Annotated in this window: 31 protein-coding genes; 5 read left to right on the top strand and 26 right to left on the bottom strand. The window is 62.7% G+C overall.

What is annotated here, in order from left to right; genetic code table 11:
• Positions 1-13 precede the first annotated feature (13 nt).
• The 4 genes from NV382_RS17690 to cdd are packed head-to-tail and all read left to right on the top strand — an operon-like array spanning position 14 to position 2,704.
• A complete protein-coding gene (locus NV382_RS17690; RefSeq protein ID WP_260598078.1) occupies positions 14-778 on the top strand; it encodes a hypothetical protein in 765 nt (254 codons plus the stop codon).
• Complete coding sequence (locus NV382_RS17685) at positions 775-1,422, top strand: 2OG-Fe(II) oxygenase family protein (protein WP_260598077.1); 648 nt, start codon at positions 775-777, stop codon at positions 1,420-1,422. Before NV382_RS17690 ends, NV382_RS17685 begins: the two co-directional genes overlap by 4 nt.
• The gene (locus NV382_RS17680) at positions 1,422-1,808 is read left to right on the top strand and encodes a thioredoxin family protein (RefSeq protein WP_260598075.1); all 387 of its coding nucleotides are present in this window, start codon (positions 1,422-1,424) and stop codon (positions 1,806-1,808) included. The genes NV382_RS17685 and NV382_RS17680 overlap by 1 nt, the downstream gene beginning before the upstream one ends.
• A complete protein-coding gene (gene cdd, locus NV382_RS17675) occupies positions 1,805-2,704 on the top strand; it encodes a cytidine deaminase (RefSeq protein WP_260598074.1) in 900 nt (299 codons plus the stop codon). Before NV382_RS17680 ends, cdd begins: the two co-directional genes overlap by 4 nt.
• Positions 2,705-3,233: 529 nt before the next feature.
• Here the strand turns inward: cdd and NV382_RS17670 are convergent.
• From NV382_RS17670 to NV382_RS17655, 4 genes are all read right to left on the bottom strand, one after another.
• On the bottom strand, positions 3,234-4,298 hold the full coding sequence (locus tag NV382_RS17670) for a DNA-directed RNA polymerase subunit alpha (RefSeq protein WP_260598072.1): 1,065 nt from the start codon (positions 4,296-4,298) through the stop codon (positions 3,234-3,236).
• Between the two features lie 100 nt (positions 4,299-4,398).
• A complete protein-coding gene (gene rpsK / locus NV382_RS17665) occupies positions 4,399-4,788 on the bottom strand; it encodes a 30S ribosomal protein S11 (protein ID WP_260598070.1) in 390 nt (129 codons plus the stop codon).
• Between the two features lie 69 nt (positions 4,789-4,857).
• Positions 4,858-5,226, bottom strand: coding sequence for a 30S ribosomal protein S13 (gene rpsM, locus NV382_RS17660; RefSeq protein ID WP_260598068.1), 369 nt, complete (start codon positions 5,224-5,226; stop codon positions 4,858-4,860).
• 152 nt (positions 5,227-5,378) lie between these two features.
• The gene (locus NV382_RS17655; RefSeq protein WP_260598067.1) at positions 5,379-5,612 is read right to left on the bottom strand and encodes a hypothetical protein; all 234 of its coding nucleotides are present in this window, start codon (positions 5,610-5,612) and stop codon (positions 5,379-5,381) included.
• Positions 5,613-5,795: 183 nt separating this feature from the next.
• Here NV382_RS17655 and NV382_RS17650 point away from each other — a divergent pair, with 183 nt between their 5' ends.
• Complete coding sequence (locus NV382_RS17650; protein WP_260598066.1) at positions 5,796-6,149, top strand: hypothetical protein; 354 nt, start codon at positions 5,796-5,798, stop codon at positions 6,147-6,149.
• Positions 6,150-6,210: 61 nt separating this feature from the next.
• On the opposite strand, the gene NV382_RS17645 is transcribed toward NV382_RS17650, so the two are convergent.
• The 22 genes from NV382_RS17645 to rplC form a co-directional block, all read right to left on the bottom strand.
• Positions 6,211-6,858: an adenylate kinase gene (locus NV382_RS17645; RefSeq protein WP_260598065.1), complete on the bottom strand. Its 648-nt coding sequence runs from the start codon at positions 6,856-6,858 to the stop codon at positions 6,211-6,213.
• A 41-nt stretch (positions 6,859-6,899) separates the two neighbouring features.
• A complete protein-coding gene (gene secY, locus NV382_RS17640) occupies positions 6,900-8,264 on the bottom strand; it encodes a preprotein translocase subunit SecY (protein WP_260598064.1) in 1,365 nt (454 codons plus the stop codon).
• A 121-nt stretch (positions 8,265-8,385) separates the two neighbouring features.
• Positions 8,386-8,928 (bottom strand): 50S ribosomal protein L15, encoded by a 543-nt coding sequence (gene rplO, locus NV382_RS17635; RefSeq protein ID WP_260598062.1) that lies wholly within the window; start codon positions 8,926-8,928, stop codon positions 8,386-8,388.
• 128 nt (positions 8,929-9,056) lie between these two features.
• Entirely contained in the window at positions 9,057-9,233 is a 177-nt protein-coding gene (gene rpmD / locus NV382_RS17630; protein WP_260598061.1) for a 50S ribosomal protein L30, read from the bottom strand.
• Between the two features lie 5 nt (positions 9,234-9,238).
• A complete protein-coding gene (rpsE, locus tag NV382_RS17625) occupies positions 9,239-9,982 on the bottom strand; it encodes a 30S ribosomal protein S5 (RefSeq protein WP_260598059.1) in 744 nt (247 codons plus the stop codon).
• A gap of 3 nt (positions 9,983-9,985) precedes the next feature.
• Positions 9,986-10,345 carry a 50S ribosomal protein L18 gene (rplR, locus tag NV382_RS17620; protein WP_260598058.1) on the bottom strand — a complete coding sequence of 120 codons (360 nt, stop codon included), beginning with the start codon at positions 10,343-10,345 and terminating at the stop codon, positions 9,986-9,988.
• Positions 10,345-10,878: a 50S ribosomal protein L6 gene (gene rplF / locus NV382_RS17615; protein WP_260598057.1), complete on the bottom strand. Its 534-nt coding sequence runs from the start codon at positions 10,876-10,878 to the stop codon at positions 10,345-10,347. The genes rplR and rplF overlap by 1 nt, the downstream gene beginning before the upstream one ends.
• Positions 10,878-11,273 (bottom strand): 30S ribosomal protein S8, encoded by a 396-nt coding sequence (gene rpsH / locus NV382_RS17610; RefSeq protein WP_260598056.1) that lies wholly within the window; start codon positions 11,271-11,273, stop codon positions 10,878-10,880. The genes rplF and rpsH overlap by 1 nt, the downstream gene beginning before the upstream one ends.
• A 12-nt stretch (positions 11,274-11,285) precedes the next feature.
• Positions 11,286-11,591: a 30S ribosomal protein S14 gene (rpsN, locus tag NV382_RS17605; RefSeq protein WP_260598055.1), complete on the bottom strand. Its 306-nt coding sequence runs from the start codon at positions 11,589-11,591 to the stop codon at positions 11,286-11,288.
• A gap of 1 nt (position 11,592) precedes the next feature.
• A complete protein-coding gene (rplE, locus tag NV382_RS17600) occupies positions 11,593-12,156 on the bottom strand; it encodes a 50S ribosomal protein L5 (protein ID WP_260600466.1) in 564 nt (187 codons plus the stop codon).
• A 22-nt stretch (positions 12,157-12,178) separates the two neighbouring features.
• Positions 12,179-12,487: a 50S ribosomal protein L24 gene (gene rplX / locus NV382_RS17595; RefSeq protein ID WP_260600465.1), complete on the bottom strand. Its 309-nt coding sequence runs from the start codon at positions 12,485-12,487 to the stop codon at positions 12,179-12,181.
• Between the two features lie 26 nt (positions 12,488-12,513).
• Complete coding sequence (gene rplN, locus NV382_RS17590) at positions 12,514-12,882, bottom strand: 50S ribosomal protein L14 (RefSeq protein ID WP_055781278.1); 369 nt, start codon at positions 12,880-12,882, stop codon at positions 12,514-12,516.
• A 61-nt stretch (positions 12,883-12,943) separates the two neighbouring features.
• Positions 12,944-13,216, bottom strand: a complete 273-nt coding sequence (gene rpsQ, locus NV382_RS17585) for a 30S ribosomal protein S17 (protein WP_260598053.1) — start codon at positions 13,214-13,216, stop codon at positions 12,944-12,946.
• A gap of 10 nt (positions 13,217-13,226) precedes the next feature.
• Positions 13,227-13,433 (bottom strand): 50S ribosomal protein L29, encoded by a 207-nt coding sequence (rpmC, locus tag NV382_RS17580; protein WP_260598051.1) that lies wholly within the window; start codon positions 13,431-13,433, stop codon positions 13,227-13,229.
• A 1-nt stretch (position 13,434) separates the two neighbouring features.
• Positions 13,435-13,869, bottom strand: coding sequence for a 50S ribosomal protein L16 (rplP, locus tag NV382_RS17575; protein ID WP_260598049.1), 435 nt, complete (start codon positions 13,867-13,869; stop codon positions 13,435-13,437).
• Between the two features lie 10 nt (positions 13,870-13,879).
• The gene (gene rpsC, locus NV382_RS17570; protein ID WP_260598047.1) at positions 13,880-14,587 is read right to left on the bottom strand and encodes a 30S ribosomal protein S3; all 708 of its coding nucleotides are present in this window, start codon (positions 14,585-14,587) and stop codon (positions 13,880-13,882) included.
• The gene (rplV, locus tag NV382_RS17565; protein WP_260598046.1) at positions 14,587-14,970 is read right to left on the bottom strand and encodes a 50S ribosomal protein L22; all 384 of its coding nucleotides are present in this window, start codon (positions 14,968-14,970) and stop codon (positions 14,587-14,589) included. Before rplV ends, rpsC begins: the two co-directional genes overlap by 1 nt.
• A 1-nt stretch (position 14,971) precedes the next feature.
• Complete coding sequence (rpsS, locus tag NV382_RS17560; RefSeq protein WP_260598045.1) at positions 14,972-15,247, bottom strand: 30S ribosomal protein S19; 276 nt, start codon at positions 15,245-15,247, stop codon at positions 14,972-14,974.
• 6 nt (positions 15,248-15,253) lie between these two features.
• Positions 15,254-16,105: a 50S ribosomal protein L2 gene (gene rplB, locus NV382_RS17555; RefSeq protein ID WP_260598043.1), complete on the bottom strand. Its 852-nt coding sequence runs from the start codon at positions 16,103-16,105 to the stop codon at positions 15,254-15,256.
• A complete protein-coding gene (locus NV382_RS17550; protein WP_260598042.1) occupies positions 16,105-16,425 on the bottom strand; it encodes a 50S ribosomal protein L23 in 321 nt (106 codons plus the stop codon). The genes rplB and NV382_RS17550 overlap by 1 nt, the downstream gene beginning before the upstream one ends.
• Positions 16,418-17,047, bottom strand: a complete 630-nt coding sequence (gene rplD, locus NV382_RS17545; protein ID WP_260598040.1) for a 50S ribosomal protein L4 — start codon at positions 17,045-17,047, stop codon at positions 16,418-16,420. The genes NV382_RS17550 and rplD overlap by 8 nt, the downstream gene beginning before the upstream one ends.
• 2 nt (positions 17,048-17,049) lie before the next feature.
• On the bottom strand, positions 17,050-17,808 hold the full coding sequence (rplC, locus tag NV382_RS17540; protein ID WP_260598039.1) for a 50S ribosomal protein L3: 759 nt from the start codon (positions 17,806-17,808) through the stop codon (positions 17,050-17,052).
• Between the last annotated feature and the right edge of the window lie 243 nt (positions 17,809-18,051).

Genomic DNA, 18,051 nt, shown 5'->3' with positions numbered 1-18,051 from the left:
GGAGCCCAGTGCCATGATCGCAGACGTCCCCCGGCTGGCCATAAACCATTTGGGATTAGCCGCCGGTGACAACGGCTATGGTGGCGCGCTCACAGCGGTCTTCGATACGGCGCCACCTGCCTACGCTTCCAATTTGTTCGCGCGCGAGTTCCAGCGCCAAGCCAAGGATCCGTCTTGGTTCGCCAGCCTGCTCGTCTCGGACTGCGATCTAGAAGGATATTCGGCGCGCCAGCTTTCCCGCTATTCGGGCGAGGTCGTCGACCGGCGCGTGGCGATGGGCTTGGCGGCGCATGCCGCGGACGAAGCGCGTCACTCCCGCATGTTCGCCAGTCTCGTGGTGGAGGTCTTTCCCAACCTGCGACCAGACATCGGCCTGCGGGACAAGTTGCGCGAGATGGCGCCGCGGCTTCGCCTGAGCAGCTATGGCGGGAGTCTGGCATTTGCCGCGGTCGACGAGGCGCTGCTCTCGTCGATGGTGCTGATCAACCTGCACGAGGTCAAGGCGCTGATACTCGAATACCTGCTGCGCCCGTTGGCGCTGGCGCATGCCCCGGCGGCGCATCGCTCGAAGGTAGGGCGGCAGTTGGACGTCCTCGTCGCCGATGAGGTCCAGCACATCCGCTATTCCGCCGCCTATATCAATCATGCGGTAACCAATGGCTGGGGCAATACCGTGATGGATATGATGCGCGATTATGGGCAGTTGATGGATGACGTGACGTTGGACGAGATCGAACAACGTTCGCCTCATGCCCTGGCGGAGGAGTTGGAATTGTGAACGCCTCGTCGCGCGGCGGGGCTCCCGCCTATCGGTTGGAGAAGCAAGCGGTCGGTCCGGATCATCTGGAATCGATAGAACGGTCGCTCGAGGGGAGCGACTATGTTGGGGCAAGCCCGCTGGGCGCCGAATTCGTGCTCACGCAAGGCTTCTCGCTGGTATTCACGCGGGATCACCTGGACCTGGTGACGGAGACCTTTCCGTTTCTGCGCCACTTCCTCGACACGGTGGCGTTCGCGACATCCAACGCGTTCTTCGTCAATCCACTCATGATGCGCAGCGGGTCGCAGGTGCGGCCGCATATAGACTGCAGGCTGCTCGACGAACAGAATTTGCGCATCATCCCAAATCTCGTCTCCATCCTCTACGTACGCGTTCCAGCCGAGATGAAGGGCGGCGACATCGTGCTCGGCTCGAACCGTCCGGACGCGGTCACGATGAAGCCGCAATCGGGCGACGTCCTGCATTTCCCTGGCGACATCGTGCACCATGTCACGCCCATCCTGTCGGACGACACGCGATTATGTGTCGTTTGCGAACAATATCGCCTGACCGACGAGGTGCTCGACGGATTTCCGGCCTTCGATGTCATCACGGATGCCGATCGCTATGCCCGTCAGTCCGATACGATCGCCGCGGCGTGATGAACGGCCCGGCGCAACCGTTGGGATACGATATCCTGTACTTCTGGGCGTCCTGGTGCGGCCCATGCAAGATGAGTGGAAGGTCGCTCGATCGGTTCGAGGTCGAGCATGGCTTGACTGACAAAATCCGGCGTATCAACGTCGATGAGCATCCGCGGCTGGTAAGCCAATGGTACGTCACGGCGATTCCCGCGCTCCTGATCGTGTCCGATGGCGAGGTCCGCTGGCGCTGGTCCGGCACGTTCCGAGGCTCACAGTTGCGCCGCGCTCTGGAGGACTGCCGCCTGTCGGATCTCTCGGCAACGCTGAACCCCGCTGCCGGGAGTATGTTGGGTCCCGGCGAACGCCAATTCGACTATCACTCCAATGCACAGGAGCGCGCGTGACAACCATCGACATAGCCCGGCCACAGGGATCGCCCGTCAATCCGCCATTCCCCGCCGAGTTCGCGGACGTTCTGGACGCCGACAGCTTCCACGGCGTGATAGGCGCTGCCGAAGCTGCGATCCTTATGCAACGAACGGGATACACGCTGCCACAGCTCGCCGCTTCCCTCGTTCCGTTCGCGCAGGGATATGCCGTGGTGCCGGTATCGAACTTCAATGTCGGCGCAATCGGCCTGGGCACGAGCGGCGCGCTATATTACGGTGCCAATTACGAGGTTTCGGGCCAGGCGCTCAGCTTTACCGTTCATGCAGAACAGGCCTGCGTCGCCAATGCGTGGGTGAACGGAGAGAACGGCCTTCAATTGCTGTCCATTTCCGCAGCGCCATGCGGCTATTGTCGTCAGTTCCTCTACGAACTCGTCGATGCGGCCACGCTGCAGATCGGACTACCCGGACAGCCGCCCCGATTGCTCACCAGCTTTCTGCCCGACCCGTTCGGCCCGGGCGATCTCGGCATTCAGGGCGGCTTGATGCAGCCTCAAGCCAACGGCCTCGTCTTGCCCGGTCCGATCGACACGACCACCGAAGCAGCACTTGCCGCTGCCAATGCTTCCTATAGCCCCTATACCGCAACGTATGCCGGCGTGGCCCTCACGACAAGCGACGGGATCACGTGCGTTGGGCATTATGCTGAAAATGCAGCGTACAATCCAAGCATGTCGCCGCTGGAAGGGGCCCTGTCGCAGCTCGCGTTCTACAACCGCTCCCCCGCAAATGTGGTGGAAGCGGTGCTCGTCGAAGCACCCGGTACCGCCAGTCAGGCAGGTGCAACCAACACGTTATGGAGCACCGTCAGCGGGATTGCGCTCACTGTCCTCGTCGCCGAGACCAGTTAGCTTCCCCGACTACCTCGCCGGCTGTTGGGAAGAGACGATCGAGAGCTCGATGACTTTGCATCCACTCCCGTTCGTGTCGAACGCAGTCGAGACACCAGCGCTTGGGATGGTGGTCTCGACTGCGCTCGACACGAACGGGCTGACATGACGATGTCGTGGTCTTCCAGCTTTGCACCCAACCAACCCAACAGAGCGGCGGACATGATCGCCAATCGCGTATGGTACCTCAAGGTCTTCGCCATAAACGAAAGGGCCCGGATCAACGGAAGCCCTTGCGCCGACCGGGAAGGCGCAAACCCTGGGTAAGAATGTAAGCGCATCAACTGAAACAACACGCATCGTCGCAGCAAAGCTGCGCCTTCGCCGGTCGCACTCGCCCCGCGGTCCAGGAACAGCAGACAACAAAAAACCCCACGGCTTGCGCCGCGGGGCTTTGTCGGACGGGCCGGTGTCGCGGCGCTGCCGCTCCCCCGCCCGCCGGCCAGAGTAATCGCCGAGAGGCGGATTAGCTTTCGCTAATCCGCTGCGATTACCCCATAATCTCCTGCTCGAGCTTCTTGGCCATTTCCTCGATATTCTCCGGCGGCCAGCCGGGGATTTCCATCCCCAGGCGCAGGCCCATCGACGACAGCACTTCCTTGATCTCGTTCAGGGACTTGCGGCCGAAGTTCGGCGTGCGCAGCATCTCTGCTTCCGTCTTCTGCACCAGATCGCCGATATAGATGATGTTGTCGTTCTTCAGGCAATTGGCGCTGCGTACCGACAATTCCAGCTCGTCGACCTTCTTGAGCAGGTAACGGTTGATCTGCTGCGTATCGCCCGAGACCTCGCCACCAGCCGTGGCCGGTGCCGCATGGCCGATCGGGGCCGAACGCGGCAGGCTCGAATCGTCGAACTGCACGAACAGCGCCAGCTGGTCCTGCAGGATGCGCCCGGCATAGCCGATCGCGTCCTCAGGCGTCACCGTACCGTCGGTCTCGACGTTTAGCGTCAGCTTGTCGTAATCCAGCTCCTGCCCGACGCGCGTATTCTCGACCTTGTAGCTCACCTGCTTGACCGGCGAGTACAAAGCATCGACCGGGATCAGGCCGATCGGGGCATCGGCCGGGCGGTTGGCGATCGCCGCGACATAGCCCTTACCGACATCCGCGGTCAGTTCCATGTTCAGCGTCGCGCCCTCGTCCAGGTGGCAGATGACGAGCGTCGGGTTCAGCACCTCGATGTCGCCCGATACGGCGATATCGCCGGCGGTGACGGTCGCAGGGCCGGTCGCCGACAGCTGCAGCCGCTTGGGGCCTTCGCCCTGCATGCGCAGCGCGATCTGCTTCACGTTCAGCACGATGTCGGTCACGTCCTCACGGACGCCGGCCAAGCTCGAGAATTCGTGCAGCACGTTCTCGATCTTGATCGAGGTGACGGCGGCACCCTGCAGCGACGACAGCAACACGCGGCGCAGCGCATTGCCGAGCGTCAGGCCGAAACCACGCTCCAGCGGCTCGGCGACGAACGACGCCTTGCGCTTGCCGTCGCCGGACTTCTTTTCGAGACCGCTGGGCTTCTTGAGTTCCTGCCAATTTTTCGCATTGACGGACATGGGCTTCCCCTTGGTTTTGGACCGGCACCGGGCGGGCGCGGGCCATGAGTAGAGTCGCCCGCGCGGCGTGATCAATCGCGCGCGGGCAGAGAACGACAGGTCAGACGCGACGACGCTTGGACGGGCGTACGCCGTTATGGGGGATCGAGGTCACGTCGCGGATCGAGGTGATCTGGAAACCGACCGCCTGCAGCGCGCGCAGCGCCGATTCGCGGCCCGAACCCGGGCCCTTCACTTCGACTTCCAGCGTGCGGACGCCGTGCTCGGCGGCCTTCTTGCCGGCGTCTTCCGCCGCGACCTGCGCCGCATACGGGGTCGACTTGCGGCTTCCCTTGAAGCCCATCGCGCCGGCCGACGACCAGCTGATCGCGTTGCCTTGCGCATCGGTGATCGTGATCATGGTATTGTTGAAGCTTGCGTTCACATGGGCGACGCCCGAGGTGATGTTCTTGCGCTCGCGCCGCTTGATGCGTGCTGGTTCACGTGCCATTTTTGGTTCCTGTATCCTTGGATAGAGATAAGCGAGCCGCCGCGCTGTTGGGCGCGAACGGCTGCGAGCTTATTTCTTCTTGCCGGCGATCGGCTTGGCCTTGCCCTTGCGGGTGCGGGCGTTGGTGTGCGTGCGCTGCCCGCGGACCGGCAGGCCCTTGCGGTGGCGCAGGCCACGATAGCAGGCGAGATCCATCAAACGCTTGATGTTCACCGATACTTCGCGGCGCAGATCGCCCTCGACCGTGTGGTCGGCGTCGATCGTCTCGCGGATCTGCAGCACTTCCTGGTCGGTCAAGTCCTGCACGCGGCGCTCGCTGGCAATGCCCAGCTTCTCCACGATCGCCTTGGCCTTGGTATTCCCAATGCCGTGAATATAGGTCAGCGCAATCACAACGCGCTTGTTAGTAGGGATATTAACCCCAGCAATACGAGCCACTTTTTTCTCCTGCTCCACGGGGCGGCATGGCAGCGGCCCCATCTCATAGCGTTACAAGCAATCCCCAACGCACAGCAACGACGAACGCTTGCAAGCGCCGCCGGGACCGGTGGATCGGAATATTCAGGAGGTAAGCGCGCGCAAACCCCGAGTCAAGGGAAGGGTTCCCGTGCGGCACGCAATTTGGTCCATTTACTAAACGCCACCGCAGTCCACGCCAATTCGACCAGACCGAAGGGCCATGCTCCCTGCAGGAACCCATAGGCCGAGCCCATCAGACACCCTCCGGCAAAGGCCAAGGTCCACCAATGGCTGCCTGCTTCCTTCATATAGCAGACCAGCATGAAGCTTACCGCAAACAGGCCGAACAACGTGAGTGCATCCATAGCCGCTCCCCTGCCCTTCTTTTTGCCGAAGACCAAGCCGCGAGGGGCTCCGCCCCCCGCGTAAAACACTCAATACGGTTTGATTACGCCGCGTTAACTCGCGCTGGCGGCATGTTCCCGTGAAGGGATGAAACGCTGCACACGATTGAGAAAAACGTCCGGCTAGGGTTCATCGAGGTAACGGTGAGGGGTTTCTGGGAAGAGGAGCATTTCGACGAGTTCGTACGCGAACTGCACTTGGCCATCGCAAGCTTTCCACAGTCGGGCAAGCCGCCCATGACCCTCTACAACTACACCCATGCCTGGATTCAACCGCAGGCGGTGGTCACCAAGATGCGGGCGCTGGCGCAACATCCCGCAATGATCGATCGCAAGGTGGCGATGTACACCGAAGGCGTGCTCGCACGTCAACAGGCGAAGCGCGTTGCCGAAGGACGGGACAACATGCGAGTCTTTGGTTGCCGCGCCGACGCATTGGCGTTCCTGGCTGCCAACGACCTACCGCGGAATGACCCAGCAGCTACTCCGGATGCATAACCAAGGCGAGTTAGATATGCCGGCGCACACGGAGAAGCAGGCGCACTAACGCCTCAGCGCGTCAACGGTCCAGGATCGCCTCGATCGCCTGAGTGACGTGGTCGATATCCGCCATCCCGTCGACCCGGTGAACCAGCCCACGCGCGTCGTAGATCGGCAGGATCGGCGCAGTCTTGGCGCGATACTCCTCCATCCGCGTACGAACGGTTTCCTCATTGTCATCGGGGCGGCGCTTGAACTCGGTCGAAGCGCACTTGTCGCACACCCCGGCGACCTGCGGCTTGGCAAAGCTATCGTGATAGCCAGTGCCGCAATGCGCGCACGTGTAGCGGCCGACGATACGCGCAACCAGCGCATCCTCGTCGACGCCGAGCTCGATCACATAATCCAGGGTCCGCGCCCGCGACGCTAGCAACTCGTCAAGCTGTTCGGCCTGGGCAGCGGTACGCGGATAGCCGTCGAAAATCACGCCCCGCGCGGTATCCGGCTCGTCCAGCCGTTCGCCAATGATGCCCGAGACGATATCGTCGGAGACCAGGCCGCCCGATGCCATCACGGCCTTGGCCTGCATCCCCGTCGGTGTCCCCGCCTTGACCGCCGCACGCAGCATGTCGCCGGTGGACAGCTGGACCATCCCGCGGTCGGCCATCAAGCGGCTCGCCTGAGTGCCCTTGCCGGCGCCCGGCGGGCCCAGGAGGATAATATTCACGCCCACATTCCCCTCGTCTGCCCCCATCGGGAGCCGCCCGCTTAGCGCAGGCGACCGCCCTTCAGCTTGGCCTTCTTGATCAGGTCGCCATATTGATGCGCCAGCAAGTGCGACTGGATCTGCGTTACCGTGTCCATCGTTACGTTGACCACGATCAGCAAGCTAGTGCCCCCGAGGTAGAAGGGTATCGACAGCGCCGACACGAGATATTCCGGCAACAGGCAGATGATCGTCAGATAGGCGGCGCCGATGACCGTGATCCGGGTCAGCACATAATCGAAGTACGTCTCGGTATTCTTGCCGGGACGAATGCCCGGGACGAAGCCGCCATAGCGCTTCAGATTGTCCGCGGTCTCTTCCGGATTGAACACCACGGCGGTGTAGAAGAACGAGAAGAAGATGATGCCTGCAGCGTACAGCGCCATGTACACCGGACTGCCGTGCTGCAGATACTGATTGAGCGTGATGATGAAGTCGCCCCAGCGGCTTTCGCCCGCCACGCGCTGCCCGGCGAACTGGCTGATCGTCAGCGGCATCAGCAACAGCGACGAGGCAAAGATCGGCGGGATCACGCCTGCCGTGTTGAGCTTCAGCGGCAAATGGCTGCGATCGGCCTGCATGCCGCGTTGCGTCTGCCGCTTGGGATATTGGATCAGGATGCGACGCTGTGCGCGCTCCATGAAGCAGATGAACAGCACGAGCAGGATGACCGCGACCACGATCGCCAGGATCGTGACACCACTGGTGCTGCCGGAACGGCCGCCTTCAAAAAGGTTATAGAGCGTGGTCGGCAGGCTGGCGACGATGCCGGCCATGATGATCAGCGACATGCCGTTGCCGATGCCGCGAGCGGTGATCTGCTCACCCAGCCACATCAGGAACATCGTGCCGCCGACCAGGCTGATGACCGCGCCGACGCGGAACAGCATACCCGGCTCGACGATCGCCTGCACGCCCTGGCTGGCGCCCAACGCCTCCAGGCCGACGGCAATGAAATAGCCCTGCACCGCGGTCAGCGCGACCGTGCCGTAACGGGTATATTGGTTGAGCCGCTTGCGGCCGCTTTCGCCATCCTTCTTGATCGATGCGAGCGTCGGCGACAGCGACGTCGCCAGCTGCACCACGATCGACGCGGTGATGTAGGGCATGACGCCCAACGCGGTCAGGCTCATGCGGCTGAGCGAACCACCCGAGAAGGCGTTGAAGAAGTCGAGCACGCCACCACGCGTCTGCTGGCTGAGCAAGCCAAGGGCAGTCGGATCGACGCCCGGCAAGGGCACGTAGGACAGCATCCGGAACACGATCAGCACGCCGATGGTGAACCACAGGCGCTTCTTGAGATCGGTTGCCTGCGCGAACTTCGACAGGCTGAGGCCCTGGGCCATGTTATCGGCTGCTGATGCCATGTGCGTTCGATATCCTGGAAACAAAAGCGGCGGGAAACGTTATCCGCCCCCGCCGCTCATATAGTCATGCAAGCGGGCTTGCCTAGCGCCTGTCGTGGATCCGCTTGCGCGGAGCCGCAGTTTACGCCTTGAACGAAGCCTTGTGCGCCTTGCGCTCCTGGTACTTCACGCCCTTCTTGGCAGCAGCCTTCTCGGCGGCTGGAACGACGTTGATCACCTCGACCGTACCGCCGGCCTTCTCGACCGCCTCGATCGCACCCTTGGAAGCACCGGCGACGGTGAAGCTGAGCTTCGCCGAGAACTCGCCCTTGCCAAGCAGACGGACGCCGTCCTTACCGCCACGGGCCAGGCCAGCGGCCTTCAGTGCGTCATGGTCCAGCGCAGCGCCCGCTTCGATCTTGCCGGCGTCGATCGCCTTCTGGATCGAACCCAGGTTCACCTCAGCATAATCCTTGGCGAAGATGTTGTTGAAGCCGCGCTTAGGCAGACGCATGTGCAGCGGCATCTGGCCGCCTTCGAAGCCGGCGATGGAAACACCCTCGCGGCTCGTCTGGCCCTTGATACCACGGCCGGCGGTCTTGCCCTTGCCGGAGCCGATGCCGCGGCCGACCCGCATGCGGGATTTACGGGCGCCTTGATTGTCGCGGAGATCGTTCAGTTTCATGATTGTGCACTCGCTTTCGCTTTTGTCGCGCTGATGGGAATTTGGAAGCGGCGCCACTAGCGGACGCATCGCCCGTTGTCACCCCCAACCCAAAACCCCTCCTGCAGGCAGGAGGGGCTGGGTAGTTCTTACTTTTCGACGCTCAACATGTGCGCGACCTTGCGGATCATGCCGCGAACTTCGGGCGTATCCTCCAGTTCGCGGGTCTTGTGCATCTTGTTGAGACCAAGCCCGATCAGCGTTGCCCGCTGGTCGGCCTTGCGGCGGATCGGCGACCCGGTCTGCGTCACTTTGATGGTTGCCATGTCGATTACTCCACGATCGCGTCGGCTTCGGCCTGGGGTGCTTCCGCACCACCACGGCCGAGCAGGTCGGCGATCTTCTTGCCACGACGCTGTGCGACCGACTTCGGGCTGACCTGCGTGGTCAGTGCTTCGAAGGTCGCGCGGATCATGTTGTACGGGTTGGACGTGCCGACCGACTTGGTCACCACATCGTGCACACCCAGCGATTCGAACACGGCACGCATTGGGCCGCCAGCGATGATGCCGGTACCGGCAGGCGCCGAGCGCAGCGTGACGAGACCGGCACCGAAGTGACCGCGACCGTCATGATGCAGCGTACGACCATCCTTCAGCGGCACGCGGACCATTGCCTTCTTGGCAGCGGCCGTCGCCTTGCTGATCGCTTCCGGCACTTCGCGTGCCTTGCCATGGCCGAAGCCGACACGGCCCTTGCCATCGCCGACGACGACGAGTGCGGCGAAGCCGAAGCGCTTACCGCCCTTGACCGTCTTCGACACGCGATTGATGTGAACCAGCTTCTCGATCAGCTCTTCGCCGCCATCGTCGCTGCCGGGACGGCCGCCACGATTGTCACGACCGCCGCGATTGTCGCGACCGCCGCGGTTCTGACCGCCGCCAGGAGGACCACCACGGCCACGGCCGCCACGCGGCGCTCCGCCGGGACCGCCACGATTCGGGCCGTCCTGCGCCGGGGCTGCTGCGCCGTCTGGCGATGCTGCTGCTTCGGTCGGGTTGATGTCGTCAGCCATGTCTTAGAACTCCAATCCGGCTTCACGCGCGGCGGTCGCCAGCGCCTTGACGCGGCCATGGAACAGGAAGCCGCCACGATCGAACACCACCTGCGTCACGCCGGCAGCCTTGGCCGCTTCGGCAACGCGGGTGCCGACCGATGCCGCTGCATCGATGTTCGCACCGGACGTGTCGCGCACGTCCTTCTCGAGCGTCGAGGCGGAAGCCAGTGTCTTGCCCTGCGCATCGTCGATGATCTGCGCATAGATGTGCCGACCCGAACGATGGATCGACAACCGGGGACGGGTGCCGCCACGCGAACGAAGCGCGGTACGAACGCGAAGACGACGCTTCGCGAAGAGAGAGAGAACCTTGGTGCTCATTACTTCTTTTTCCCTTCCTTGCGGAAGATGAATTCGCCGTCGTACTTGATGCCCTTGCCCTTGTACGGCTCGGGCTTACGCCACTGACGAATTTCCGCGGCCAGCTGGCCGACCTTCTGCTTGTCGGAACCGGTGATCTGGATCGTCGTGTTGTCCGGCGTGGCGACCTCGATGCCTTCCGGCACGTTGATGTTCACGTCGTGGCTGTAGCCGAGCTTCAGGTTCAGGTTACGACCCTGAGCTGCGGCACGATAGCCCACGCCGTTGATCAGCAGCTTCTTGGTGAAGCCATCCGACACGCCGGTGATCAGGTTCTGCACCATGGTCCGCTGCATGCCCCAGAACGCCCGCGCACGCTTGGTGTCGTTCGCCGGGTTCACCGCGATGCCGCCGTCTTCCAGCACATAGCTGATCTCGTCGCGCATCGGCATGGAGAGAGTGCCCTTGGGCCCCTTCACGCTGAGGATCGCGCCTTCGATGTTCGCCGTCACGCCCGCTGGGATCGTGACCGGCTTCTTGCCGATGCGGCTCATCAGAATACCTCCGCCAGCACTTCGCCACCGACATTCTGCTCACGCGCTTCGGCGTCGGACAGAACACCGCGAGGCGTCGATACGATGGTGATGCCCAGGCCGTTCATGACGCGGGGCAATTCGGTCGAACCCGAATAGACGCGGCGACCGGGCTTCGAAACGCGGGCGACGTGCTTGATCGCGGGCTGACCCTCGAAATACTTCAGCTCGATGCGGATGCCGGCCGCAGGGCCCATCTGCTCTTCGCTATAGCCACGGATGTAGCCTTCGCGCTGCAGCACGTCGAGGACGCGCTGACGCAGCTTGGAACCCGGAGTCAGGACGGAGTCCTTCTTCGCGCGCTGGCCGTTACGGATGCGGGTGAGCATATCACCCAGGGGATCGGTCAATGACATCTCTACAGATCCTTACCAGCTCGACTTCGTAACGCCGGGGATCAGGCCCTTGTTGGCCAGATCACGCAGCATGATACGAGAGAGACGGAACTTACGGTAATATGCACGCGGACGACCGGTGAGGTTGCAGCGGTTGCGCACCCGGGTGGGGTTCGCGTTGCGCGGAATCTCAGCCATCTTCAGACGGGCCTCGATGCGCTCGCCGTCGCTCAACGTGCTGTCGGCGGCGATCGCCTTCAGCTTCGCATATTTCGGTGCGTACTTCTTGACGAGCAGCTTGCGACGCTCGTTCTTGTTGACGGAACTTACCTTGGCCATCTTACGCTGCCTTCTTTTCGTCTGCGCCTGCGTCTTCAAGCGGGAACGGGAAGCCGAACAGGCGAAGCAGCTCGCGCGCTTCCTCGTCGGTCTTAGCCGTCGTCGCCACGATCACGTCCATGCCGCGAGTCTGATCGACCTGGTCATAGCTGATTTCCGGGAAGATCAGCTGTTCCTTCAGGCCGCAGGCATAATTGCCACGCCCATCGAACGACTTGGGGTTCAGGCCACGGAAATCGCGGACGCGCGGCAGTGCGATGGTGATGAAGCGGTCGAGGAACTCGTACATCCGCTCGCGGCGCAGGGTCACCTTCACGCCGATCGGCATGCCTTCGCGCAGCTTGAACTGTGCAATCGACTTCTTGGCCTTGGTCACGACGGGCTTCTGCCCTGCGATCAATTCCATCTCGCCGGCGGCCTTGTCGACCTTCTTCTTGTCCTGCGTCGCTTCGCCAACGCCCATGTTCAGGACGATCTTGTCGAGACGCGGCACTTCCATCGCATTCTTGTAGCCGAACTTGTCGGTCATCGCCTTGATGATCGTGTCGTCATACAGGTTGCGCATGCGCGGCTTGGTGTTGGTTGCCTCAGCCACCGATCTTCTCCCCGGTCTTGACGGCCACACGGACCTTCTTGCCATCCTGGATCTCAGAACGGACGCGCGTCGGCTTACCGTCGGCGGTCACGTGCGCGACCTTCGAGACGTGCATCGGCGCTTCGGACCGGACCAGACCACCCTGCGGGTCGCCCTGGCTCGGCTTGGTGTGGCGGACGGCGACGTTGACGCCGGACACGATGACCTTGCCGTCGCGCGGCATGGCCTGCGTGACGTCTCCGGTCTTGCCCTTGTCCTTGCCGGACAGGACGATGACGCGGTCACCCTTCTTGATCTTCATCTTGGTGGTCTTGGCTACGGTCGCCATCACAGCACCTCCGGCGCGAGCGAGATGATCTTCATGTGCTTCTTGCCGCGCAATTCACGCACGACTGGGCCGAAGATACGGGTGCCGATCGGCTCCTCGTTCTTGTTGACCAGCACGGCGGCATTGCCGTCGAAGCGGATCACGGTGCCATCGGCACGACGAATGTCCTTGGCCGTCCGCACGATGACGGCGCGGTGAACGTCGCCCTTCTTCACGCGGCCGCGGGGAGCGGCTTCCTTGACGCTGACGACGATGATGTCGCCCACGCCTGCAACACGACGCTTGGACCCGCCAAGCACCTTGATGCACTGAACCCGCTTCGCGCCGCTGTTGTCAGCGACCTCGAGATTGGATTGCATCTGGATCATCGATCCAATTCCTTCCTTATGGGGCCGATTCCGACCGGACCCCGCCTAAATAGACTGACGCTTACGCGTCGACGTCGACCCGCTCCGGCGTCGCATGGGTGTTAACCCGATCGATCACCTTCCAGGTCTTCAGCTTGGAAATCGGCGCGGTCTCTTCGATCCGCACGGTCTCGCCCTGCTTGAACTCGTTGCCCTCGTCATGGGCATGATACTTCTTCGAACGACGGATGATCTTGCCGTACAGCGCGTGCTTTACCTTGCGCTCCACGTTCACAACCACCGTCTTGTCGCCCTTGTCGGAGACGATCAGCCCCGTCAGCACGCGCTTCGGCATGTCTAAATCCTTACTTTGCCGCAGCGTCGCGCGAACGCGAATTCTGCAGGGTCTTGATGCGAGCGATGTCGCGGCGGACTTCACGAACCCGGCTGGGCTTTTCCAGCTGGTTGGTCGCGGCCTGGAAACGAAGGTTGAAGGCCTCGCGCTTCAGGTTGCCGAGCTCTTCGCCCAGCTGGTCCTCGGACTTCGCCTTGAGGTCGTCGATACGGGCCATCTCATGCAACTCCCAGATGCGAGGTGTCGCCGAGACGGGCAACGACCTTCACCTTGATCGGCAGCTTCATGGCTGCGCGGCTGAACGCGATCGCGGCGATGTCGCCGGGAACGCCGTCCAATTCGAACAGGATACGGCCCGGCTTGACGCGTGCCGCCCAATATTCCGGCGAGCCCTTACCCTTGCCCATGCGGACTTCGGCAGGCTTGCCCGTGACCGGCAGATCCGGGAACACGCGGATCCACAAACGGCCCTGACGCTTGATGTGACGCGTGATCGCGCGGCGAGCCGCCTCGATCTGGCGCGCGGTCAAACGCTCCGGCTCCATCGCCTTCAGCCCGTACGAGCCGAAGTTCAGCGTCGTGCCGCCCTTGGCATCGCCATGGATCTTGCCCTTGAAGGCCTTGCGAAACTTGGTTTTCTTCGGTTGAAGCATGTTTCAGTCCTTAGCGGCGGTCGTCGCGCGCCGGGCGCACGCCGGAGGTTTGAGCCTCCATCATGATCCGGTCGGTCGCCATCGGGTCGTGACCCAGGATTTCGCCCTTGAAGATCCACACCTTCACGCCGCACACGCCATAGGCAGTGTGCGCGGTCGCTTCGGCATAGTCGACGTTACCGCGCAGCGTGTGCAGCGGCACGCGCCCTTCGCGATACCATTCCGACCGTGCGATTTCGGCGCCGCCAAGACGGCCGCCGCAATTGATCCGGATGCCTTCGGCGCCCAGACGCATGGCCGACTGCACGGCGCGCTTCATCGCCCGGCGGAACGCGATACGACGCTCCAGCTGGTCGGCGATGCCCTGTGCCACGAGACGGCTGTCGACTTCCGGCTTGCGAATCTCGACAATGTTCAGGCTCACGTCCGACGTCGTCATCTTGCCGAGCGTGCGGCGCAGCTTCTCGATGTCCGCGCCCTTCTTGCCGATGATCACGCCAGGGCGCGCGGCAAAGATGGAAACACGGCACAATTTGGCCGGACGCTCGATCACCACCTTGGAGATCGCAGCCTGCGGCAACGTTTTCATAATGTAGGCGCGCATCTTGAGGTCTTCGAGAAGGAGACGACCGTAGTCGGCGCCTTCCGCATACCAGCGGCTATCCCAGGTGCGGTTGATCTGCAGGCGCAGACCGATGGGGTTCGATTTCTGACCCATTAGGCTTCTTCTTCTTGCTGTTCGCGTACGACGATGCGCAGGCGGCTGAAGGGCTTCAGGATGCGCGTCGACTTGCCGCGACCGCGCGTAGCGAACCGCTTCATCGTGATCGACTTGCCGACCGATGCCTCGGCGACGACGAGCGCGTCGACATCGAGGTTATGGTTGTTCTCGGCATTGGCGATGGCCGAAGCCAGCACCTTTCGCGCGTCGACGGCCATGCCCTTGGACGAGAACGCCAGGATGTTCATCGCATCGCCGGCCTTCTTGTTGCGGATCAGTGCCGCGACCAGGCCCAGCTTCTGCGCCGAGCCACGGATCTGCGTGCCGACCGACAGCGCTTCGTTGTCGCCGACCTTGCGGGGGGATTTAGGCTTGGACATGTTAGCGCTTGCCCTTCTTGTCGGACGCATGGCCCGGGAAGTAACGCGTCGGCGCGAACTCGCCGAGCTTCATGCCCACCATGTCCTCGTTGACCGTGACCGGCACGAACTTGCGGCCGTTATAAACGCTGAAGGTCAGGCCAACGAACTGCGGCAGGATCGTGGAGCGACGCGACCAGGTCTTGATCGCACCGCGTGCATTGGTTTCCTGCGCGGTTTCTGCCTTCTTCAGCAGGTGGAGGTCGACGAACGGACCTTTCCAGACGGAACGTGCCATGAGCTCTTAGCCCTTCTTCTTGGCGTGACGCGACCGGATGATCATCTTGTCGGTCGACTTGTTATGACGAGTGCGAGCACCCTTGGTCGGCTTGCCCCATGGCGTGACCGGATGACGGCCACCCGAGGTGCGGCCTTCACCACCGCCGTGCGGATGGTCGACCGGGTTCTTGGCGACACCGCGCGTCAGCGGGCGGATGCCCAACCAGCGATTGCGGCCGGCCTTGGCAAGGTTGGTGTTGCCGTTGTCGGGGTTCGACACGGCACCAACCGTCGCCATGCAGTTCGCATGGATGTAGCGCTGCTCGCCCGAGTTCAGGCGGATCATCACCATGCCCTTGTCACGACCCACGACCTGCACATAGGTGCCGGCCGACCGTGCGAGCTGACCACCCTTGCCGGGCTTCATCTCGACGTTGTGGACGATCGTGCCGACCGGCATCTGGCCCAGTTCCATCGCGTTGCCCGGCTTCACGTCGGTCTTCTTGGCGGCAATGATCTTGTCACCGACGGCCAGACGCTGCGGCGCAATGATGTACGCGACGTTGGACTTGCCCTCGGGCGTGTCACCATAGTTGATCAGCGCGATGAACGCGGTGCGGTTGGGATCGTATTCGATCCGCTCGACCGTGCCCTCGGTGTCCCACAAGCGGCGCTTGAAATCGATGATACGATAACGCTGCTTGTGGCCGCCGGCGATGCCGCGCGACGTGACATGGCCCTTGTTGTTGCGGCCGCCGGTCTTGCGCTTGCCTTCGGTCAGCGCCTTGACGGGACCGCCCTTGTGCAGACCGGAACGGTCGACGAGGATCAGTCCACGGCGTGCCGGGCTGGTCGGATTATAATGCTTGAGTGCCATTACGCGCTGACCCCCTGCGTCACGTCGATCGACTGGCCGTCGGCCAGCGTGACGATCGCCTTCTTGATGTCGGACTTGGTGTAGGGCACGCCCTTCCACTTCTTGGTCTTGCCCTTCTGGACGATCGTGTTGACCCCCAGAACCTTGACCGAGAACAGCGCCTCGACGGCCGCCTTGATCTCGGGCTTGGTCGCGTCGTTGCTGACGCGGAACACGACGGCGTTGTTCTCGCTGAGCAAGGTCGCCTTCTCGGTGATGTGCGGTGCGACGATCACGTCATAATGACGCAGATCGATGTCGCCCTTTTGCTTCTTAGCCATTGAAGCGCGCCTCCAGCATTTCGACGGCAGCGCGGGTCAGGACCAGCGTGTCGTGCTTCAGGATATCGTAAACGTTGGCGCCAGCGGCCGGCAGCACGTTGATCGTGTGCACGTTGCCGGCAGCAAACGCGAAGCTCTGCTCGACCTGATCGCCATCGATGACGAGTGCGGTCTTGCCTGCACCCAGGTTCGCCCAGTTCGCCAGCAGCGTCTTGGTCTTGCTCTCGGCAACTTCCAGGCTGTCCATGACGACGAGCGTGCCTGCCTGCGCATGGCTGCTCAGCGCCATCTTCAGACCCAGCGCGCGAACCTTCTTGTTCAGCGACGGGTTGAAGTCGCGAACGCGGGCGCCGTGCGCCTTACCGCCGCCGACGAAGATCGGGGCGCGGCGATCGCCGTGACGCGCCGTACCGCCCCCCTTCTGGCGACCGAACTTCTTGCCGGTGCGGGCGACATCCGCACGCTCACGCGTGCCACGTGCCGTCGCACGGCGCTTTTCGAGCTGCCAGGTGACGACGCGGTGCAGGATATCCGGCCGCGGCTCAAGGCCGAAGACCTCGTCGTTGAGTTCGATGTCGGCGCCGGTGGCGTTCGCATCGAAGGACTGAGTGGTGACCTTCATGTTCAGCCCTCCTGGCCGGCGGTCGCGTCGACCGTGGACGTATCCTCAGCGGGCGTCTCGGCAGCAGCGGTGTCGTTGTTGTTGGCAACCTGGCGGAGACCGGCGGGGTAAGGCGCTTCCGCATGGCGGGCGACCTTGACCGAATCCTTGACCAGCAACCAGCCACCCTTCGAACCAGGGACCGAGCCCTTGACGAAGATCAGGCCACGCTCGACGTCAGTCGAGACGATTTCCAGGTTCTGCTGGGTGCGGTTCTTGTTACCCATCTGGCCGGCCATCTTCTTGTTCTTGAAGACCTTGCCCGGATCCTGGCGCTGACCGGTCGAACCGAGCGAGCGGTGCGAGACGGACACGCCGTGGGTGGCACGCAGACCACCGAAACCCCAACGCTTCATACCACCGGCAAAGCCCTTACCCTGGGTCACGCCCTGGATATCGACGATCTGGCCGGCGACATAATGGTCGGCCGAAATGGTCGCGCCGACTTCGAGCACGGCGTCATCGCTGACGCGGAACTCTGCGACGCGCGCCTTCGGCTCGACTTCGGCTTTACCGAAGTGGCCACGCTGCGGCTTGGCGACGTTCTTTGCTTTTGCGGAACCCGCGCCCAGCTGGACTGCGGTATATCCATCACGATCGGCCTCGCGAACGGCCACTACCTGAAGATCTTCCAGCGCCAGCACGGTGACGGGCACGTGGCGCCCATCTTCCCGGAACAAGCGGGTCATCCCCATTTTCTTCGCGATCACGCCAGTGCGCATGATCATGCTCCTTAGATGACAGAGGCACCCCGGGACCATTCCCGAAGGTGCGTGAAGGACCCCATCAGAGCAAAGCCCCGATGAAGTCCCATCAGCCCATACATTTTATACTGCTGCCCCGACCCGGGCTGGTGCCTCCCTGAGGAGGCGTGTCGGGGGACGCAGACCCGGGCCACTCTCATGAAGAGGCGCCCGGCGGTATCCCTGTATCTGGCGCCGCATAAAGCGGCACCGAATCTCGTG

This window comes from Sphingomonas endolithica, assembly GCF_025231525.1.
Taxonomy (GTDB): Bacteria; Pseudomonadota; Alphaproteobacteria; order Sphingomonadales; family Sphingomonadaceae; genus Sphingomonas; species Sphingomonas endolithica.
This window is presented reverse-complemented; position numbering and strand designations above follow the sequence as displayed.

Excerpts from the sequence above, each read along its gene's own strand:
- rplN (WP_055781278.1), bottom strand. The coding sequence starts at position 12,882 with ATGATCCAGATGCAATCCAATCTCGAGGTCGCTGACAACAGCGGCGCG.
- rpsK (WP_260598070.1), bottom strand. The coding sequence starts at position 4,788 with ATGGCACGTGAACCAGCACGCATCAAGCGGCGCGAGCGCAAGAACATC.
- NV382_RS17680 (WP_260598075.1), top strand. The coding sequence starts at position 1,422 with ATGAACGGCCCGGCGCAACCGTTGGGATACGATATCCTGTACTTCTGG.
- rpsQ (WP_260598053.1), bottom strand. The coding sequence starts at position 13,216 with ATGCCGAAGCGCGTGCTGACGGGGCTGATCGTCTCCGACAAGGGCGAC.
- secY (WP_260598064.1), bottom strand. The coding sequence starts at position 8,264 with ATGGCATCAGCAGCCGATAACATGGCCCAGGGCCTCAGCCTGTCGAAG.
- rplO (WP_260598062.1), bottom strand. The coding sequence starts at position 8,928 with ATGAAACTGAACGATCTCCGCGACAATCAAGGCGCCCGTAAATCCCGC.
- rpsS (WP_260598045.1), bottom strand. The coding sequence starts at position 15,247 with ATGGCACGTTCCGTCTGGAAAGGTCCGTTCGTCGACCTCCACCTGCTG.
- NV382_RS17690 (WP_260598078.1), top strand. The coding sequence starts at position 14 with ATGATCGCAGACGTCCCCCGGCTGGCCATAAACCATTTGGGATTAGCC.
- rplV (WP_260598046.1), bottom strand. The coding sequence starts at position 14,970 with ATGTCCAAGCCTAAATCCCCCCGCAAGGTCGGCGACAACGAAGCGCTG.
- rpsE (WP_260598059.1), bottom strand. The coding sequence starts at position 9,982 with ATGGCTGACGACATCAACCCGACCGAAGCAGCAGCATCGCCAGACGGC.
- rpsC (WP_260598047.1), bottom strand. The coding sequence starts at position 14,587 with ATGGGTCAGAAATCGAACCCCATCGGTCTGCGCCTGCAGATCAACCGC.
- rplF (WP_260598057.1), bottom strand. The coding sequence starts at position 10,878 with ATGAGCCGCATCGGCAAGAAGCCGGTCACGATCCCAGCGGGCGTGACG.
- rpmD (WP_260598061.1), bottom strand. The coding sequence starts at position 9,233 with ATGGCAACCATCAAAGTGACGCAGACCGGGTCGCCGATCCGCCGCAAG.
- rplR (WP_260598058.1), bottom strand. The coding sequence starts at position 10,345 with ATGAGCACCAAGGTTCTCTCTCTCTTCGCGAAGCGTCGTCTTCGCGTT.
- rplC (WP_260598039.1), bottom strand. The coding sequence starts at position 17,808 with ATGCGCACTGGCGTGATCGCGAAGAAAATGGGGATGACCCGCTTGTTC.
- rplB (WP_260598043.1), bottom strand. The coding sequence starts at position 16,105 with ATGGCACTCAAGCATTATAATCCGACCAGCCCGGCACGCCGTGGACTG.
- rpmC (WP_260598051.1), bottom strand. The coding sequence starts at position 13,433 with ATGGCCCGTATCGACGACCTCAAGGCGAAGTCCGAGGACCAGCTGGGC.
- rpsN (WP_260598055.1), bottom strand. The coding sequence starts at position 11,591 with ATGGCCAAGGTAAGTTCCGTCAACAAGAACGAGCGTCGCAAGCTGCTC.
- rpsH (WP_260598056.1), bottom strand. The coding sequence starts at position 11,273 with ATGTCATTGACCGATCCCCTGGGTGATATGCTCACCCGCATCCGTAAC.
- NV382_RS17550 (WP_260598042.1), bottom strand. The coding sequence starts at position 16,425 with ATGGCTAAGAAGCAAAAGGGCGACATCGATCTGCGTCATTATGACGTG.
- NV382_RS17670 (WP_260598072.1), bottom strand. The coding sequence starts at position 4,298 with ATGTCCGTCAATGCGAAAAATTGGCAGGAACTCAAGAAGCCCAGCGGT.
- NV382_RS17655 (WP_260598067.1), bottom strand. The coding sequence starts at position 5,612 with ATGGATGCACTCACGTTGTTCGGCCTGTTTGCGGTAAGCTTCATGCTG.
- rplE (WP_260600466.1), bottom strand. The coding sequence starts at position 12,156 with ATGCGCAACCTGTATGACGACACGATCATCAAGGCGATGACCGACAAG.
- rplX (WP_260600465.1), bottom strand. The coding sequence starts at position 12,487 with ATGAAGATCAAGAAGGGTGACCGCGTCATCGTCCTGTCCGGCAAGGAC.
- rplD (WP_260598040.1), bottom strand. The coding sequence starts at position 17,047 with ATGAAGGTCACCACTCAGTCCTTCGATGCGAACGCCACCGGCGCCGAC.
- rplP (WP_260598049.1), bottom strand. The coding sequence starts at position 13,869 with ATGCTTCAACCGAAGAAAACCAAGTTTCGCAAGGCCTTCAAGGGCAAG.